The 17,717-nt window shown below is 58.6% G+C and carries 25 protein-coding genes; 13 read left to right on the top strand and 12 right to left on the bottom strand.

Going from position 1 to position 17,717, the window contains the following annotated elements; all coding sequences use genetic code 11:
• Positions 1–66 precede the first annotated feature (66 nt).
• The gene (locus BUC08_RS19660) at positions 67–348 is read right to left on the bottom strand and encodes a hypothetical protein (RefSeq protein WP_037931090.1); all 282 of its coding nucleotides are present in this window, start codon (positions 346–348) and stop codon (positions 67–69) included.
• A complete protein-coding gene (locus tag BUC08_RS19655) occupies positions 349–615 on the bottom strand; it encodes a hypothetical protein (RefSeq protein ID WP_037931088.1) in 267 nt (88 codons plus the stop codon).
• A 192-nt stretch (positions 616–807) separates the two neighbouring features.
• Between BUC08_RS19655 and BUC08_RS19650 the strand changes: the two genes are divergently transcribed.
• From BUC08_RS19650 to BUC08_RS19615, 11 genes are all read left to right on the top strand, one after another.
• The gene (locus BUC08_RS19650; RefSeq protein ID WP_037931085.1) at positions 808–1,146 is read left to right on the top strand and encodes a helix-turn-helix domain-containing protein; all 339 of its coding nucleotides are present in this window, start codon (positions 808–810) and stop codon (positions 1,144–1,146) included.
• A 424-nt stretch (positions 1,147–1,570) separates the two neighbouring features.
• Entirely contained in the window at positions 1,571–1,726 is a 156-nt protein-coding gene (locus tag BUC08_RS24670; RefSeq protein WP_156024899.1) for a hypothetical protein, read from the top strand.
• Complete coding sequence (locus BUC08_RS25010) at positions 1,723–2,115, top strand: hypothetical protein (RefSeq protein WP_224769717.1); 393 nt, start codon at positions 1,723–1,725, stop codon at positions 2,113–2,115. Before BUC08_RS24670 ends, BUC08_RS25010 begins: the two co-directional genes overlap by 4 nt.
• A 26-nt stretch (positions 2,116–2,141) precedes the next feature.
• Positions 2,142–2,981 (top strand): tyrosine-type recombinase/integrase, encoded by an 840-nt coding sequence (locus BUC08_RS19645; RefSeq protein ID WP_224769830.1) that lies wholly within the window; start codon positions 2,142–2,144, stop codon positions 2,979–2,981.
• 14 nt (positions 2,982–2,995) lie between these two features.
• Positions 2,996–3,160: a hypothetical protein gene (locus BUC08_RS24665; protein WP_156024898.1), complete on the top strand. Its 165-nt coding sequence runs from the start codon at positions 2,996–2,998 to the stop codon at positions 3,158–3,160.
• Positions 3,161–3,221: 61 nt separating this feature from the next.
• Positions 3,222–3,575 (top strand): HNH endonuclease signature motif containing protein, encoded by a 354-nt coding sequence (locus BUC08_RS19640; protein ID WP_037931078.1) that lies wholly within the window; start codon positions 3,222–3,224, stop codon positions 3,573–3,575.
• A 170-nt stretch (positions 3,576–3,745) separates the two neighbouring features.
• A complete protein-coding gene (locus tag BUC08_RS24405) occupies positions 3,746–4,051 on the top strand; it encodes a hypothetical protein (protein WP_143186791.1) in 306 nt (101 codons plus the stop codon).
• Entirely contained in the window at positions 4,048–4,278 is a 231-nt protein-coding gene (locus tag BUC08_RS19630) for a hypothetical protein (protein ID WP_037931073.1), read from the top strand. Before BUC08_RS24405 ends, BUC08_RS19630 begins: the two co-directional genes overlap by 4 nt.
• A 111-nt stretch (positions 4,279–4,389) precedes the next feature.
• Positions 4,390–5,100 (top strand): hypothetical protein, encoded by a 711-nt coding sequence (locus BUC08_RS19625; protein ID WP_037931069.1) that lies wholly within the window; start codon positions 4,390–4,392, stop codon positions 5,098–5,100.
• Between the two features lie 137 nt (positions 5,101–5,237).
• Positions 5,238–5,504: a hypothetical protein gene (locus BUC08_RS19620; RefSeq protein ID WP_037931066.1), complete on the top strand. Its 267-nt coding sequence runs from the start codon at positions 5,238–5,240 to the stop codon at positions 5,502–5,504.
• A gap of 1 nt (position 5,505) precedes the next feature.
• Entirely contained in the window at positions 5,506–5,724 is a 219-nt protein-coding gene (locus BUC08_RS19615; protein WP_037931064.1) for a hypothetical protein, read from the top strand.
• A gap of 49 nt (positions 5,725–5,773) precedes the next feature.
• Here the strand turns inward: BUC08_RS19615 and BUC08_RS19610 are convergent, their stop codons facing one another.
• Both BUC08_RS19610 and BUC08_RS19600 read right to left on the bottom strand, forming a co-directional pair.
• Positions 5,774–6,082 (bottom strand): hypothetical protein, encoded by a 309-nt coding sequence (locus BUC08_RS19610; RefSeq protein ID WP_143186790.1) that lies wholly within the window; start codon positions 6,080–6,082, stop codon positions 5,774–5,776.
• Positions 6,083–6,321: 239 nt separating this feature from the next.
• Entirely contained in the window at positions 6,322–6,615 is a 294-nt protein-coding gene (locus BUC08_RS19600; RefSeq protein WP_037931057.1) for a hypothetical protein, read from the bottom strand.
• Between the two features lie 172 nt (positions 6,616–6,787).
• Between BUC08_RS19600 and BUC08_RS19595 the strand changes: the two genes are divergently transcribed.
• Together BUC08_RS19595 and BUC08_RS19590 are read left to right on the top strand one after the other, a co-directional pair.
• Entirely contained in the window at positions 6,788–7,030 is a 243-nt protein-coding gene (locus BUC08_RS19595) for a hypothetical protein (RefSeq protein WP_037931054.1), read from the top strand.
• Between the two features lie 56 nt (positions 7,031–7,086).
• A complete protein-coding gene (locus tag BUC08_RS19590) occupies positions 7,087–7,890 on the top strand; it encodes a SprT-like domain-containing protein (RefSeq protein WP_051694674.1) in 804 nt (267 codons plus the stop codon).
• A gap of 430 nt (positions 7,891–8,320) precedes the next feature.
• Here BUC08_RS19590 and cls read toward each other — a convergent pair whose 3' ends face one another.
• The 8 genes from cls to BUC08_RS19550 form a co-directional block, all read right to left on the bottom strand.
• Positions 8,321–9,754, bottom strand: a complete 1,434-nt coding sequence (gene cls / locus BUC08_RS19585) for a cardiolipin synthase (RefSeq protein ID WP_037930585.1) — start codon at positions 9,752–9,754, stop codon at positions 8,321–8,323.
• Positions 9,754–10,434, bottom strand: coding sequence for an endonuclease/exonuclease/phosphatase family protein (locus BUC08_RS19580; RefSeq protein WP_037930581.1), 681 nt, complete (start codon positions 10,432–10,434; stop codon positions 9,754–9,756). The genes cls and BUC08_RS19580 overlap by 1 nt, the downstream gene beginning before the upstream one ends.
• 320 nt (positions 10,435–10,754) lie before the next feature.
• Positions 10,755–12,809: an ATP-binding protein gene (locus tag BUC08_RS19575; protein WP_037930578.1), complete on the bottom strand. Its 2,055-nt coding sequence runs from the start codon at positions 12,807–12,809 to the stop codon at positions 10,755–10,757.
• Positions 12,810–13,291: 482 nt separating this feature from the next.
• Positions 13,292–13,762: an Hsp20 family protein gene (locus tag BUC08_RS19570; RefSeq protein WP_037930575.1), complete on the bottom strand. Its 471-nt coding sequence runs from the start codon at positions 13,760–13,762 to the stop codon at positions 13,292–13,294.
• Between the two features lie 163 nt (positions 13,763–13,925).
• Positions 13,926–14,738 (bottom strand): trypsin-like serine peptidase, encoded by an 813-nt coding sequence (locus tag BUC08_RS19565; RefSeq protein ID WP_081855472.1) that lies wholly within the window; start codon positions 14,736–14,738, stop codon positions 13,926–13,928.
• Between the two features lie 68 nt (positions 14,739–14,806).
• Positions 14,807–16,195 carry a glycolate oxidase subunit GlcF gene (glcF, locus tag BUC08_RS19560; protein WP_037930573.1) on the bottom strand — a complete coding sequence of 463 codons (1,389 nt, stop codon included), beginning with the start codon at positions 16,193–16,195 and terminating at the stop codon, positions 14,807–14,809.
• 10 nt (positions 16,196–16,205) lie between these two features.
• Positions 16,206–16,574: a hypothetical protein gene (locus BUC08_RS19555; RefSeq protein WP_037930570.1), complete on the bottom strand. Its 369-nt coding sequence runs from the start codon at positions 16,572–16,574 to the stop codon at positions 16,206–16,208.
• The gene (locus BUC08_RS19550; RefSeq protein ID WP_037930566.1) at positions 16,574–17,686 is read right to left on the bottom strand and encodes an FAD-binding protein; all 1,113 of its coding nucleotides are present in this window, start codon (positions 17,684–17,686) and stop codon (positions 16,574–16,576) included. Before BUC08_RS19550 ends, BUC08_RS19555 begins: the two co-directional genes overlap by 1 nt.
• Positions 17,687–17,717 lie beyond the last annotated feature (31 nt).

Below are 17,717 nucleotides of genomic sequence, written 5' to 3'. Positions count from 1 at the left end.
GCAGGATCAAGCGGGCGATGGCGGCGAGGCATGAGGCGCTTGCCATCAGGGCCGGTGATGTCAGAATCAATAATTCTCACTGATACCACCCGACAAGCTCACGCCGCCCTTTCCCACAATCTTGACGGGCTGAGGCGCTACCTCAGCCCCATGCGCAGGCTTGCGCACATCATCGGGCAGAACGCCGCCGCAATCACGGATGAGGATCAAATGAGCTTGCAGCAACGCGAGCGCCATTTGGTCGACCGAAATCGGGGAAGTGCCGCCCGCCGCATCGCTCGCGCTTTGTGCAATATGTTCGATTTGGCGTAGCTCTTGCTCACCGACTTTCAAGATCAGCTCAGCCATCTATTCAGCCTCGCGCGATGTGATCTCAGGCAACTCTTTGCCCTGATCGGCGGCGGCTTGGCGAAGATGGCGCTCAATATCGACGGCAAGTGAAAGGGTAATGCCACGAGCCGGATCGCGCAAGAATACGCCAACCGAATTGACACCCGCGCCGATAGAGCGCGATACGCTTGCAGGCTTCACCTCAACCAACTCAAGGGCCTCAAGGACCCAGGCACGGAAGGTATCGGTAGGCGGGATTTCGCAAATATGGATAACTTGGGACACGTCTTAACCTCATTTTTTAACACTAATAGCTTGATATCACCTTTTAGGGTTAAATCAAGAGGGGAAGCGCACCTAAGGTGGGGAATTCCATACTTTGCATTGCAGCAATCCCCTTTTAGTGTTAAATTAATGGGTGCAGCTATGGCGGATCAACCACCAAGCGAACAGCGCCAAAATTGAATGGGACCACCGATGATCAATGAACAAACTGAGCGCAAAATTCAAAACGCCCGAACCAATATGAAAATCGCGGTAGCTCTTAGCGACCTCAGCGCGTCCGAGGTTTCCACAAGAGCCGGGTTGAGCGTCAACGTGTTAGGCAAGTACCTCAGAGGCGAAACCATGATTAGCTTTGCGAACATGCAGGCAATCTGCGACGTTCTTGACGTGCCCCTTGCGATGATAACAACAGAGCGGCAAATTACTCCAGCAAGGATACGCCTCGCAAAAATATTGCTCAGAATGAGCGATGATGATTTGCAAAAATTCCTTGAAAGCGAAACTGCGCGCAAGATTGAGGGGGCGGAATAAGGGCTCAAAGCAAAGCACCCCTAAAGAACTGCGATAGGGCGGCACAAAGCGCCGCCCACATCAAACGCCACGTCCAGGATCGCCGCGCTCACTCTTGCGCAGGCCGCAAAACAATTCCAAGCGATCACAGAGGGCATTAATCTCCCCCTCCCTCTTGCCGGTTGATAACGCATCGACCACCCCCACCAAATCACAACTAGCACCGCTAGGTGCCCTTGGGTCATCATCAACCTGACCGCGCATTTCCATCATTTTAATATGCCCTCAACCCTATAGTGTGAAATCCCCCTCACTACTAGTGCGGGAACCCCGAGCGGTCAACCCTGAGCGCCTCAATTTTGACCGATTTTCAGCAACCCCTTTTTATTTGACTATCACCTTTAAATGTGGTCTAAACCCTCGAAGAATAGCCGAGGTGATCAACATGCCAACCCAGTTTACAACGACGCACGCCAGCGAGATCAGCGGTCAAGTAGAACCCCTGACTTTGCTCATTAACGGCTCAGGCGGCGGCGTGAGCCTGCTAATCGCTTTCCTCATTTTTGCCGGTTACATGATCGGGCGCGAGGCAAAGCGATGAACGAAATGAGCGCCTTGCAAGAGGCCGAAAACCTCAACACCGATCAAGCGATTGCATGGCTGAAAAGCCAAGGCATTCACACCAGCCGCAGCGGCCTTGATCAAGCCCGAAAATCCGGCAAGCTGACTTGGCTTAAAGTTTCGGGAAAAGCACGCATTCTATACCGGCGGGAACACCTTGCCGCCGCCTTTTTTGAAGGATTTCAAACATGCCCCTCAAACTCATCCGCAGAAATGGTACGGGAAACTATTACCTCAGAGGCAATGTTGCCGGATCAAATATTTACACAAGCACTGGCACAAGCGACCACCAAGCGGCGGAAAACATCAGGATCAGGACAGAGGCGCAAATCCTCGAACGTGCATCGCTTGGCCGACGCGCGACAGTAACCTTTGCCGAAGCCGCCTTGAACTACATGAACACCGGCGGCGAAACCCGATTCCTCGCACCCATCCTCAAGCACTTTGGCCGCGACACCCGCCTTGCAGAGATTGACAATGCGGCAGTTAACCAAGCCGCCGCAAAGCTCTACGCCGGGGCCAAGCCCGCCACAATCAACCGGCAGCTCATCACGCCGATTTCCGCGATCCTCACGATGGCCGCAGAGGACGGCCTTTGCGAATGGCGCAAGCTGCGCCGCCGCCGCGTGAGCGACAAAAAGACGCGATGGCTCACGCCAGAGGAATTTGAGACACTGGCCGCAAAGCTTGATGCACATCTGGTGCCGATCATCGGCTTTATGATCGGCACCGGCGCGCGCGTGCGCGAAACGCTCACCCTGCAAACCTCTACGCTATACCTCGCACAAGGGCAGGCGCTCTTGACCGACACAAAGAATGGCGCACCGCGCATGGTGCGCCTGCCAGGGCGCGCGGTTGAAATGATCGAAACCCGCGAGCTGCCGGAAATGGGCACAGCGTTCACGACCAACAAGGGCCTGCCATACGCCATCAAAGACAACACCGGCGGGCAGATCAGGCGCGGCTTTAATAATGCGCGCGATGCCGCCGAACTTGGGCCAGACGTGACGCCGCACACCATCCGGCACACTTGGGCAACGTGGCATTACGCCCAAAATCGCGACTTTGGGGCGCTCTTGGATTTGGGCGGCTGGTCAAAGGCCGATGTCGCCAACATTTACCGCAAGATCGCCCCGGACGACCTCGCAGAGCGATTGCTCGCGCACGGATGGGATTACCGCACCGCCGGGCGCTTGGACGCCCTGCAACAATCACCTCTGCGCATTGTGCGCTAAAAAAGGATCGAAAAATGAGAGACAAATTCACCGCAGAGCAAAAGCTGATCGCGCTGATCAGCTTGCTTGTATTCATCACCGCAATCACCATGACCCTCACAACCCACCGCACAGCCATGCGCTGCATCGAAGCGGGCGGAAATCCAAGCGCACAGGCGCACAAGCGCTGCACGTTCTGAGAATACGCACGCCTAGCTTTAACCCTAAAAGGTTAATTGAACCCGAGAAGGAATGAGAGAAATGAACCGGCGAGACAGGATACGCGCCAAGATCGCGGCAAAGACCATCATTGAGCCGGACTACATTTGTCCGGCAACAGGCGAAATCAAAACAGGGTGCCACATCTGGACCGGCGGCACGTCAGGTGAGGGCCGAGGCGGCGGCTATCCCCGGATCAATCTTGACGGGGGCACGATGGCGACACACCGCGCAAACTGGATCAACGAAAACGGGCCGATCCCGCCATGCAAGCAACTGGATCACCTTTGCCTAACGCGCCTTTGCATTCGAGAGGATCACCTTGAGCTTGTCACGCACCGCCAGAACATGAAGCGGCGCGATGCCGCCAAGGCAAAACGAGAGGCGCGGCCATGAACGGCCCGGTATGGATCGGCAGGCATCTTTTTCTTGGTCGCACCATCATCGGCGCAATCAACACATCAAAGGACGCCGGGCGATGGCTTGGGATGTCATACCTACCGGGCGCGGCGGGCGTTATGGTCGGGCAAGATTTCCCAAGCGAGGCGGCAGCAAAGGAACGGGTCATGCAATCCGCTCAGAGCCGGTGCAAGGCAATGTTTGGCGCGGGCCTGCAAACCACATCAGACGCGGTGCATGAGGGGCGTGCGCTGCGCGTGGTCGCGCGCGCCATCTGGCGCGCGGGCGTGTGGCGATGTGATCGCCCCGTGAACGCTCACGCCATGTTCTCCGATCTTGGGCGCGCTCTTGGGTTCAAAGACCAGGACGCACCCAAGCCATGTGAGGGCGGTGACGAAAGCGGCGGATCATCTGCCGAGCCGCCGCTTGATGATGGCGAATACCTTGAGAGCATCGAAAGCGCACAAGCATGATTGCCGGGATCAAGTTGCAGATCACCGCCGACGCTCGCGCCCTTGCAGGCGTTGCGGGAAACCTGAAAGCTAGAGCGGCCCACCTTAGGGCGCTCTATGACCAGATGAGCGAGGCCGATCAGCTCAGCCCGAACAGCGAGGCGCTTGCAGATCAGGCCGCAACACTTGAAGCCATTGCCCAGACTGCGACCGATAGCGCGCTTGAGCTGATCGGCATTGCCAATTGATACCGGCGGCGGCGTTTACCTGCCGCCGCTTCACCTTTAAGTGTTGCAAATCACCTTTTAATGTGTGATCCTGACCGCAATTCAGGATCAACGACGAAAGAAAGCGATGCAATGGAATTGAAGGTTTTAATAGGCTGCGAACAGTCTGGCGTTGTGAGGGACGCCTTTGCCGCCCTTGGGCACGACGCATGGTCCTGCGACCTTTTGGCAGCCGAAACCCCGACAAACCGGCACATCATAGGCGATGTGCGCGAGGTGATGAACTGGCAAGAATGGGACATTCTGGCCGTGATGCACCCGCCCTGCACTCGCCTTTGCAACAGCGGCGTGCGCTGGCTCACCAGTCCGCCCAAAAAGAGGCAACCCAGCTACCCCGAAGCATACGATGGCTGGACCCACGCCGAGCGCCTTAATTTTATGTGGCGGGAACTGGATGAGGGCGCGGCGCTCTTTTCAGATTGCTGGAACGTGCCACACATTCCCCACGTTGCCGTTGAAAACCCGGTGATGCACAAGCACGCCAAGGCACGGATCAAAAACTTTCAAAAGCACGCTCAGAGCTTTCAGCCTTGGCAATACGCCACCGATGAGGCGGGACCAGACAACGAAAAAAAGCGCACATGCCTTTGGCTGCGCAACCTCCCCAAGCTCACCGCAACGGGCACCCTTGACGGATCGACAGCACGCAGCACCGTCCACAACGCAAGCCCCACAAAAGACAGATGGAAAGAGCGCAGCCGCTTTTTCCCCGGCGTAGCTGCCGCGATGGCCGCTCAGTGGTCTGCGCACGCCATTGCCAGCCGGGCGCAGATAGCAGCCTAAAACCGCCAAGCCCCGCCCAATTTAGCCGCGCATCTATTTGCGCGGTTATCACCTTTTAATGTTGCATGTCACCTTTAAGTGTGAGAAAAGGATTGCAGAGACAGGGCACACCGCCCGGCAAACCTTAGGATCACAACATGAAAAACCGCATCACACTTTCCGCAAAATTCCTCACCGTGAACGGCACGCGCGCAGGCATCCAGATCAGCGCAGGCCCTTGGATCTCGGGCGTGCCCGCCGAGCTGATTAAAGTGCGCTGCAAAAAGGGCACCTTTCCCGCCGGTTTCCGCGAAGCGCTGACAATCGAGAACAACAGCGACAGCCGCGAGGATTACTTTGAGGCTGATTGCATCCGCCTGATGCCCGGTCACGCCCTCTATGACGCTGCGAAGGCGGCGGCTTAAGATGAACACGGCACAACACCGCACCGCCGCCGCAAAAGCCGAAAAAGCCCTGAGCTGGATCGAAGCCGCCGAACACCTTGAGGCGGCGGTTGCCAAACACCCCGCACACAACAACCCGCGCGGCATCGGCGCAATGGATCAGAGGGACATTGAGAACATGACCCGCAAGGCCGCATCACACCGCCGCTTTGCGAAGTCAGAACAGGAAACAGCAATCTAAACCACATTCAGAAAGGCCCCAGCGAGATCAGCGCCGGGGCCTTTTCAGATCAAGGGCACGAAACTGCCGCATATGTGGTGCCGACATTCAAATTTCGGACTGTCTCGCGCAGCACGGGGCATCCGGTGACCGCCTCAATCGCAGCGACATTTGCAACCGGCAGCGTCATATTGGACGCAAGGAAAACCTCACCGCCCTTAGGATCATTCGGCCCGGCAAGATACACGCCCGGACCATTGGCCGGGCGGGGCGTCACGAAAAACGAGCGTCCTGCGATCTCTACCGTCTGAGCATCGGGGTAATAATCCGTCATTTGGGAACACCCCGCCACCAACGCCAACATCAGAAATTTTCTCACGATTTCCCCCCTTTAGTTGCCGGGATTTTGGCGCAGGCACGCGGCACGCGCAACCGCAAAGGATGTGGCGGCAGGCACATTGCCAACCACCACAGCGGCGCAAGCCTCAACGCGCACCTCAGCCGGGCGCTCAGACTGCCCCAGCCATCGCGGCAAGGTCAGACCAGCCAAGCAAGCCAGGATGATCAGGGCGCTTGCGCGTTCACGTTTCCGCATCTTGGGGCGGCATGGATGGCGCATCATTGCAGCACCTTCCCCACTGCGCGCGCAAGCCGCTCAATGTTGTTCCAGAAAAGCACCAAAACCGACAGGATCGCGCCCGCGCCGAGGATCAAGCCGCGCCAGTGCGCCCAGAAAAGCCCCTTGGCTTCCTCATACTTGGCGATCTCAATCAGCGTCTTTCCATACTTGAGAATTGCGCGCACATCCTCAAGCTCAGCCGCCTCAAGCTTTGAGAAATCATCACCCAAGGTTTCTTGCAGCTTGGCGAGGATCGCAAGGATTTGCTCATCCGCGTTTTGTGTATCAGACACCTATTTTCCTTTCGCGCCGGGCGTGAGCCACCCGGAATATGAGAACCAGGGCGCACTTGCGCCCGCATCTTTTTTGTATTGTGCAAAACAATTTAGTTGACCTTCACCTTTAAAGGTGAAAATAAGGATGCAGTAACAGGGCGCAGCGCCCGCCACCGCAAAGGATAAGACGATGAGAAAGATCAACACCCTCGCCAAAGTCAGCAGCGTTCAAAACCTCCCGCAAAGACGCGCCATAGAGATCGCAATCGGATGCTTCCTGCCTACCGACGTGAACGAGTGGCCAGCTGGCCTTGTCAGAGCGTGGAATGGCGCGATCAACGCCGGGGAAATCAAAGGCGACACCATCCGCACGATGGCCGCCGAATTCCTTGAGTATCGGAGCGCCAAGCTCAAGCGCCGCCCAGACGCCTAATCCTGCCGCCCAGCCTTAGCGCCAGGCGCTCACCCTCAAGACAAGGATCGCACCTCATGACCAGCACCGGCCACAACCTGCCAGCAACACCCACCGCCGAAACCTACGGCGCACTTGAAACCGCCTATAACTTTTTCAATGAGCGCCTTTTTGATGGCCGGTTGATGCCGTGCCTTTTCGTCATGCAGCGCGCCAAATCGACAAGATGCGGGCACTTCCATGCGGAAATCTGGCAAAGCCAAAAGGTTGAGGGCTATGCCGCCGATGAGATCGCCATCAACCCTAATCAGATGATGGCGGCGGGCCTGCAAGAGAACATGCAAACGCTCGCGCACGAAATGTGCCACCTTGAACAGCACCATTTTGGCGAGCCAAGCCGCAACGGATACCACAACAAAGAATGGGGCGCGATGATGGACAAGATCGGCCTCACACCGTCCAACACCGGCAAGCCGGGCGGCAAGCGTACAGGGCAGCAAATGGCCGATTACATTGAGCCCGGCGGGCCCTTTGAGGCGGCGCTTGCCGAGTTGCTTGAGGATGGCTTTATGATCCCTTGGCTGAGCATCGACACCACACCGCCACCAAAAGAGGCCAAGCCATCAACGCGGGCAAAATTCACCTGCGTTGGGTGCGGGTCTAACGCATGGGGCAAGCCGGTGCTGCACATCCATTGCGCCGATTGCAAGCTGCCCATGATCCCGAATACCGTTGAGCCCGATGAGGCGGCGGCAATGCTCGCGGGATACCTCAAGCCGGATGAGATCGCCCGCATCTTGGGCCTAAGCGTCAAGCCCGCCGCACCGCTGAGCGATCCCGATCAGATTGACGTTGAGGATTATATCAAAGGGGCGGCATGAGCCGCCCCTTGGGTGAGGTAAACCTTATAAGGTTTTGACAACCAAGGATAAAATGCCAGATTGTGCAAAATCCGTGCAGTCATTTCACACACCCCGCGCAATCGCTTGATATTTAAGAGAAATTACCGATGCGTCAATTCCCCTGCTAAGGGAGTAGGCCCGGAAGGGTCTCGAGGGTTCGAATCCCTTCGTCTCCGCCACCATTCCTCGGTGCGCTTTTGGTTTTCCGAAATCTGGTGATCAAAATCATGTGCCGCGAGGCACTGCCCGAAAAGCTTCACACATCGGACATGCGGTTTGCCCCGGGCGCTTCGGGGATTTGGGTTTCCGTCCCGTGGTGCGGCATCGCGTGTCAAAGGCCGAGGTCCGGCGCAGTTGTCCGTTCACTTCGTTGACTTGCGGGATACCTCATCCGGTAAATTTGCGTCGGCTAAAGGACGGGGCCAATCGTGGCGATCACGTTGTACCAGATGCGTTTGGATTTCGGCCATGCGGACACCAAATCGAGGGTTATGGGATCGGATCGGACAATATAGTCCTGTTGACGTTCGCGCACTGCAAGGGTCACGTTAAGATCCTGCAAAAGGATGTTGTTTTCATAGTTCAGGTCAAAGCTGCGCAGATCTAGGTTCGATGACCCGATCATTGTGACCTTGCCGTCCAGTGTCAGCGTCTTTGCATGTAACAGGCCGCCCTTGAATTCATGGATCTCGCATCCCGCAGACAGCAGCTTGCTGTAATAGCTGCGGCTCGCAGCCGCGACGATCCAGCTATCGTTCACCTTGGGAAAAATCAGCTTTACCGCGACGCCGCGGTGCGCGGCGGAACACAAGGCTTCCAGAACGGTCGCGTCTGGAACGAAATACGGGGTGGAGAGCGTCAGAGTGTCCTGCGCACATGCAATGAGGGACGAAAAGAGCTGAGGTGTGGCACCGCGACGCTCGGTCGGTCCATCGCCCATCACCTGCGCGGGGAACCCGTCCGCGACCGGGGTCGCAGTCAGGGTGAACCCGTCGATATTTTCTCCGGTAGCCTGCATCCAGTCGCTCAGGAACAATAGTTCGTTTTGTGCGACAACGGCCCCTTCAAACCGCAGCATGATATCGACCCAAGGCGCGTATTTGGCTTTGACACGAAATTCGGGATCGGCCGAATTCCGGCTGCCGCAATAGGTTATCTTGCTGTCTATGACAGTGATCTTTCGGTGGTTGCGCAAATCAACGCGACTTTTCAGCATCGTGCGTATGAGGTTGTCCAGCGGCAGGGCCACGGCCATCTGAACCCCTGCATCTTTCATTTGTTGCCAGAGGGGCGACTTGATCAGGGCGCGCGACCCCAAACCGTCTGCCATCGCGCGGCAGGTGACCCCGCGCGCTGCGGCGCGGATCAGGGCCTGTGCGATATCCGTTCCTGTGCGATCGCCCAGCCAGATGTAATAAAGCACGTGAACATGGCTTTGCGCGGCGTCGATATCGGCGATGAGGCGCGCATTCGTAGCGGCGGCGTCGGCCATCAGCTCCGCACGGTTTGACCCAACAACGTGAAAACCGTTGATCGAGGCCGCATAGCGAAACGCAGGCTTGTAAAGCGGCTCAATCAGCCGCTCTGTGTCATCCTGCACCCCCATGAGATGGGACCCCTTGGCGCGGATTTGCGCAAAAACCTCTGCGTGGCGCGCGTTCGCGTGGTTCCCGATGTCCACTTCTCCAAAGAGAAAATAGATGGCGCTGCCGATATATGGCAGCACCGCAAGGATAATGAACCACGCCAACCGCGCCTGCGGGGAAAGATTTTCCCGCAGCAAGATGCGCAGCGTAAATCCAATGACGATGAACCCATGAAGGGTCAGGAGGAAGGTCGTCATTATGCGGTCTCCGCAAAGGCAAGGTCGATGACGATGGGCAGGTGATCAGAGGCACGTTTTGCCAAGGACGAATGATGCACATGCGAGGACACAGCGCGCAGCCCTTGACCAAGCACAAATCGGTCAAGCGTGGCCGTCGGGCGGCTTGCGTGAAAGCTGGGCCCCGGAGAGACCACGGTTACAGGGTCCACGAACGGAAGCTGCGCGGAATTCCATTCATTGAAATCGCCCGCCAGCAGAACGGGATGTTCGCGCTCATCCACGACCTTTTGCAGGGCCAGCATCTGTTTGCGCCGCATGCCGGGTGTAAGGCCAAGGTGAACACCGATCACTTCGATGTGCGGCTGCTCCAACAGGACGGATACCGCGCCTCGGGGTTCCAGCACAGGCAACTCGATCCGCGCGGGCACATGATCGGCAAAGTCCGAGCGCAAGAGTATAGCGTTGCCGTGCCATCCATGGCTTAGCGGGCGCAGCGAGACATCCGCCATGATGTAGCCAAGTTCGGTTTCCAAATGGTCCAGCGGCAACACACCCGCACGTGTGCCGACACGTTTGTCCGCTTCTTGCAAAACGATGACATCCGCGTCGATTTCGGCCAGCACATCAACAATCCGTTCCGGATCACGCCGCCAATCGAGCCCTACGGCTTTGCGGATATTGTAACTCGCGATCCGCATATCTTTACCCTCTGGCTGCGCCACAGCTGACACCAACGTGATGTGCATTCCCCTATGCCAATTCCGGCAGAACGACCCTGGCGCCAGCACAGATCATCTCGACCGGGATTGCGGGCAATATCAAGCCCATAAGGTGCGTCGTGATCATAAATTCCCACTCACGGAAAGCTGGGTCAGTTTATTGCAGAATTCAACAGCATCTTGCCAATATGGCCCCGAAGGCAATCAGCGCCCATTTCCTTTCGCAGGCACTGCCTCTTCCGTTCCGGGTGAAGGGAGCGGGCGATAGAAGCTTGGCTTTTCCCACACCAACCGGATCGTTACCCGGTCCGCTGAAAGGCCGCTTCTGCCCGCGTCAGGGTCAGGCGGAACGTGCTGCCTTTGCCCAGTTCGCTTTCCAAAGAGAGGGCGCCGCCGTGCAGCACGGCCAGTTGCTCGGCGATGGCCAGCCCCAGGCCCAGACCGCCCTTCTGGCGTGACATCGACCCGTCGACCTGCTGGAACCGTTGGAACACCCGTTCCAGATCGTCTTGCGCGATGCCGCATCCGGTGTCTGCCACGCTGAACACAATCTGGTCGCCCAACTGCTCGATCGAAAGATGAATGTTGCCTGTGTCGGTGAACTTGATGGCGTTCGAGATCAGGTTGTACAGAATTTGTTTCAGCCTGATGGTGTCGGCCATTGCTTCCGCCGGGCCGTCTTGGGAATAGGTCAGTGTCAGCCCCTTGGCCTCGGCATCGGGACGCAGATCCTCGACGACAGTTCTGCCAAGGTCAGTGACCTCGATCCGCGCAAGGTCCAGTTCGAGCTGACCCCGCGCAACCCGTGTCCAGTCCAGCAAATCCTCGACCAGACGCAGCATGTGCTTTGCGGAATTCTCGATGCCTGCACTCTGCTCCGATACGAACCGCTGAAAGCTGGTGACTGCCGTGGTCACCGCGCCATCGGCAGGCGTGGCATTCTCCAAGGCGGCGGCGAGGCTTTTGGACTGGGGCAATCTTTCGCTGTTGCGCAGAAAGGATGCGCGCCCTGAAATCACGGTCAGCGGGGTGCGCAATTCGTGTGAGACATTGTTGAGGAACTCCGTTTTTTCGCGGTCCGCCGCTTCTGCAGCCTTCAAGGCGCGCTGCTCGGCGGTCACGTCGGTTGAAATGCCCACCGTATAGCCGTGCGGTGTTTTGGCTTCGGTCACTTTCAGCCAGCGATTGTCGGCAGCCGCCTCCAGAAAGGATACGCCCGGATTTCGGAACCGCTCGAGCCGCTCGGCAATCCATGTGTTTTCGTCTTCGACAGTGGTTGCGTCCGGCTGGTTCTTGACCGAATGAGCCAGCAACTCCTTTATCGTCATTCCGGGTTGGATCAGGGGGCCGATCTCGGGGTAGTATTCGAGATATTTCTCGTTCACCAACATCAACCGCTCGTCGTCGTCAAATGCGATGAAGCCTTCGTTGAGGCAGCCAATGGACTCGGCCAAGAGCGCGCGCGCGCTTTCCTTTTCCGCTGCGAAACTGCGGATGATCAGCAACACGCCGACCAGAATAACCGCCAGAACAAGCACGAAGGCCAGCAGGTAGGGGCTTTGCGGAGAGTAGGACGGCCATCCTGCCGTGGGACGGACGGTTGCCCGCCATGTGCTGCCCAGCATTTCGAATTCCGTCGTCACCGGTCGCGCGTTCAGCGGTCCAGCATCGTCCGGCACATCGTTAGCCAGGGGGGACGACGCCTGGATCTCGCGCAGGCTGAAGCTGTACTGCTCGGCATCGCTGAAATCGTGTCGCTGCGCGCTGAGAAGTCCGTCTGCTGAGATGACGATCGAAATGATGCCCCAGAATTGTTCCACGTTGGTCGACGGGTTGGGCAAAAAGACAGGATAGCGCAGGATATAGCCCGCGCCCCCTTGTATCAGCGGCACGGGGCCATCGACGATCGGGCTTTGCCGACGATAGGCCTGTGCCACACTGGCCATCTGTTCGGGCACTTGCCAATATTTCAGGCCAATCGTTTTCTGATTGCCTGTGATCGGAAAACTGTGTGTCACGACCAATCCGGGGGCAAGCGCCACGGCCCGGACACCCGGGTTGTGCAATTGCAGGTCAGCCACAAAGCGGGAAATCTGTGCCTCGTTCACTTCTTTTGAAGCGGTCAGGAGATTTTCGATATGCTTGGCCACCAAAATTGCCTCGAAAAAGCGCAATTGGATCTGATCTGTCGCGGTGTAAAGATCTTGTTCCAGATCACGGCGCACGGTTGCCAAATGGTTGTCCCGGTCCAACGTGATGACGGAATATCCGATGCCAACAACGCTGCCCAGGGCAAGCGCGGTCAGCAAAATATAGGCCTTTGATGCAAGATAACTCTTGTACTTGTTCAACACACACCGTCCTTCACCAAGGCTTTATAGGGCATTCCCGCTATGGCTGTCGGGTTTTTTCTTCCTGGCTGCTCTAAGCCTTTTACCGAGACAACTATATATCGAAAACTGGCGAAATATGGGCGATTGTTGTCATCACGTTACTCACGGCTTACGGGTGTGGCCCCGATGCACTCTATCATACGTAGGTTTCGGGGTGGTCATGACCAGAACTTTGAAACGGCCTCAGCTTTTGGGGACATGTTCGCCTAAACCGTCGTGGAAGCTAACGTTGACGTGCCGTCGCTTGGGTCCATTCGCGCGTCCGGTGCGGCCCTGATGTCCGCGGCAGTGTTGATCTGTATCCGCGGCACCGGAACTCAAATGGCCAGTCAAATCAACATCTGCTTTCAGATAACGGCGGCCCGCCCCGCCGAAGAAACCCGCCAACAAAAAGGCCCGCACGCAAATGCGCACGGGCCAAAAGCATCAGTGTCAGGCTTGGTTTAGTTCACCGACTTTGCGTCAACGACATCCTTGCCAATCGACTTGGTCGCCGCCGAAATCTCGATCTGGCGGGGTTTCAGTGCTTCGGGCACTTCGCGTTGCAGGTCAATATGCAGCATACCATCAGCATGGGACGCGCCTGTCACGACCACATGATCCGCCAGATGGAACCGGCGTTCAAATGCGCGGGTGGCGATGCCGCGGTGCAGATAGCTGCGGTTGCTGTCTTCGTCTGCCTTGCGCGCCGAGACGATCAACGCTTTTTCGCGCACTTCCACCGAAAGATCTTGATCCGAGAAGCCAGCGACGGCAATCGAGATGCGATAGGCATCGTCGTCGGTTTTCTCGATGTTGTAGGGCGGATAGCTGTTCTGCGCGTGGTCGTTGGTCAGAACCCGGTCCATCATGTCAGCAATCTGGTCAAAGCCGACGGTCGAGCGGTAAAGCGGTGCAAAATCAAAAGTTCGCATATGTGTCATCCTCTTAGAGTGAGCGATTTCATGTCGGGCCCTCCATCCATGGACGGACCCGTTTTGCAGTTGCCAGAACCCTGTTCAGGCGTTCCGGCAGACCAAATGTGGGGATGGATCTTGCGGTTTCAAGACCTGTTGCAACCGCGTTTTGCGCAGGCGCTCAGGGCTTGATGAATTTCGCGCCGGTGTCGTTGCGAACGCCCACGCGAACACGGCTGGCCGAGGGCGATGCCCCCTGTTGAAAACCGCTGCCTGCCAGCAGTTCGGCGCGCAACTCCTCCAACGGCTCGCCCAGAGATGTGCCCAGAGATACGTTTTTTCCGTCCAATTCAGCCTTGGCGGAAACAACGGACACAATGCTGGCCTCGCCGTCGTCAAAGGTAAAAATCGGCGCACCGGACGAACCGAAATCGACACTGCACGAGGTGATCAACACGCCCTCCTGCCGCGACAGCACGGTGCAGACCTCTTGCAGTGAAGGCACCTCTGATCGCGATTTCGCATAGCTGACCACGCCCACGCTGTCGCCGGTCGCAGGCCGCACTGCCGTGCCAAAAGGGCGGATGGTGGTGTTGCGAATGGGCTGGCTCAACTCGAGCAGCGCCAGGTCGTTGCGCACACGCTCAGACGACACCGCCCCGTCATAAACATAGGCCGGATGCACCACGGCACGGCGCACATTGCGATAGGCCGATGCGCGCCCGTTGCGCCAACCGGCGAGAAATTCGATCTTGTCATGGTCGATGCGCTGTTTGGTGCGTTTGTCGAACAGGCAATGCGCCGCCGTCAGCACCAGGTTGGGCGCAATCAGCGCGCCGGTGCAAAACCCGCTCCCGTCCATATCCAGCCGCCCGACAGCTTCCCATTCACGGCCGGTGTTCGTCGTCTCAAGGCGGCGCAGTTGTGCGTCCTGCGCAAAGGCCGCAGAGGTGGTCACAAGGGCCAAAAGTGACAGGGACATCCAGCGCCGCATCGATTTCTCCTAAAGGTATCGCACCCGGCTAACTGCGTCATACGGCGACATTATGGCAAGGCTGAAAATCAGCGCAAAATCGGCACCGATGGTGTACTGTCTGTTGCGCGCGCCAGCGCAGGCGGCTTTGGGCCACCGGTGGCCCAATCCAACAATTCGACCGTGTGCACAATGGGTATCCCCGTGGCACTGCCGATCTGCATCATGCACCCGATGTTGCCAGCCGCAATGATGTCTGGTTTTTTGGCTTCGAGCGTGCGGACCTTGCGGGCTTTCAACTGCGCCGAAATTTCGGGCTGCATCAGGTTGTAGGTGCCTGCCGAACCGCAACACAGGTGGCTGTCGGCGGGTTCGACCACGCCAAATCCGACCATCTTGAGCAATGTCTTTGGGTGGGTCTTGATCTGTTGACCATGCTGCAACGAACAGGCCGCGTGATAGGCAACGGTGACCGCACGATCACTGTCACCCGGCCCCGAGGCATCCGTCCCTGCGATGCCCATCGCCGCCATGTTCGGGCTGCGCACGATATGTTCCGGCGTCATCAACTGCAACAACAACTCGCTGATATCCATCGCCTTTTCGGCCACGCGCCTGGCATCACCTTCCATGTCGGTGCGCGCGAACATATGGCCATAGTCCTTTACGGTGGTGCCACAGCCCGAGGTGTTGATCACAATCGCATCCAGCCCCTCGCCGTCCATTTCAGCGGCCCAGGCCGTGATGTTTTTAGCCGCCGCCGCGTGGCTTTCGTCGCTTTTGCCCATGTGGTGCGTAAGCGCCCCGCAACATCCCGCACCCTTGGCCACAACCACCTCGCAGCCCAGCCGTGTCAGCAGGCGGATCGTGGCGTCGTTGATGTCCGTGTTCAGCGCCTTTTGCGCACAGCCGGTCATCAGCGCCACACGCTTGATCCGGGGCGCGACCGGCGCAAAGCTTTGCGGGTCGTCATTGCGGCTGACGGGCGGCACCTGTTTCGGTGCCATCGCGATCATCGCGCGCAGACGCGGGTCGGGCAGCAGACGTGCAAAGGGACGCGCCATCTTGGCGCCCAACAGAGCGACCCGGAACCGCGTGGGATAGGGCAGCACCCGCGCCAGAACCCAACGGAGGGCGCGGTCGCTGAACGGGCGTTTGTAGTGATCCTCGATGTATTCCCGCGCCTGATCCACCAGATGCATGTAATGCACCCCCGACGGGCAGGTCGTCATACACGCCAGACACGACAGGCAACGGTCAATGTGCCCCACCGTCTTGGCATCCGGCACCCGTTCGTTTTCCAGCATGTCCTTGATCAGGTAAATGCGCCCGCGCGGGCTGTCCAATTCATCGCCAAGCACCTGGTACGTGGGACAGGTGGCGGTGCAGAATCCGCAATGCACACAAGACCGCAGGATCTGGTTGGCGCGCTGAATCTTTGGATCCTGCAACTGTTCGGGCGTGAATGTCGTTTGCATCGTCTCTCTTTCAACTGCTCATCAGCCGGGCCGAGGCCAGACCGAACCATGGCACCGTTGTGCCCATTGCACCGATCACACCGGTCCAGCGTCGCATTGCGGGGCCCTGATCCATCTGCCGCAAGGCCAGCGCCGCCAGCGCCAGCACCGCGATCCACGCTGTCCAGATCAGGATCATGCCGGTCCACGTCGCCCAGACATTCACGCCCCAAGGAACCGGTGCCAGAAATCGCAACCACAGGCTTGCCGCCGCTGCCATCACCGTAAAGGCGACGAGCCTGGCAAAAACGGCAGAGGATGGCGTCAGATGCATCAGCCGCAGGAACGCCCACGGACCAAAGCCAAAGATCACCACGAAAAGAGCGATCCAGAACACCATCAGGCCGCTTTCACCCCGCCACCGTTCAGCACCCCGCGCGGGTCGAACCGCGCACGCACACCTTGGGTCAATGCGGCCAATGCAGGTGCCTCGGGCTGGAACACACCCAGCCGCGCGCGCACGTCCGCGTCGGCCCGCACAAGGGTCGCATGTCCCGCAAACGGCGCGATTTTCGCGCGCAAATCCGTGCCTGCAGCACACAGCACCCAAATCAGGCCGCCGCCCCAATCCAGCATAAAGTCCGCCCCCTCGGGCAATGCGGCGACAATCCTGGGCGCATCCCCGGGTTTGACCGACACACGCCACACATCCCCGTCGCGGTCGACAAAGGGCCGCACGTCCCGCACCCCGCGCCACAGGGTTTGCGACGCATCGGCGTTCAGCCGTTCGATTTCACCAAAGCCGCCCAAAATTCCCTCGAGCGCCCCCAATCGATAGGCGACAGAGGTTTCAAATCCCTCAATCCGCACCACCGCGCCCCGGTTCGGCAAAAACGCCGCTCCTGTGACCTCGAAAGGTGATCCCAAGGCGCGCGACAGCGCCGCCACCGCGTGGTCGGCGCGGTCCGTGCCGATCACCAGACTGGCTTCGGTTTCGGGCGCAGGCAGCACTTTCATCGAAATCTCGCTGAGCACACCCAAGGTGCCAAACGACCCGCACATCAACTTGACCAGGTCATAGCCGGTGACGTTCTTCATCACCCGCCCGCCGTTCTTCACGATCCGCCCCGAACCATCGACGAACCGCACGCCCAGCGCAAAATCACGGGCAGCGCCCACCGCGATCCGCCGCGGTCCGCTGACATTGGCGGCCATCACCCCGCCAATGGTCGGGGTGCCTGTCGTGCCCAAGAGCGCACGGTGGTCCATCGGCTCGAACGCCAACCGCTGGTGTTCCGCCGCCAGCGCCGCCTCGATCTCAGGCACCGGCGTGCCGGCGCCTGCCACCAGCGTCAGTGCCCCCGGCTCGTACAGCGTGATGCCGGCCAGCCCTGCAGAACACAGCACTTCGCCCGCCCCCGCAAAACCGCGCGTGCCACCGCCCTGCACGGCCAGTGGCCCCGTCGCCCCGGCAATCATCCCGGCCAGCTCTTCTTCGCTCTGCGGTGTCATCATCTTCTCATGGCTCCAATTATCCCGGGGG

The sequence above is a fragment of the Pseudosulfitobacter pseudonitzschiae genome, from assembly GCF_900129395.1.
Classification (GTDB): Bacteria; Pseudomonadota; Alphaproteobacteria; order Rhodobacterales; family Rhodobacteraceae; genus Pseudosulfitobacter; species Pseudosulfitobacter pseudonitzschiae.
This window is presented reverse-complemented; position numbering and strand designations above follow the sequence as displayed.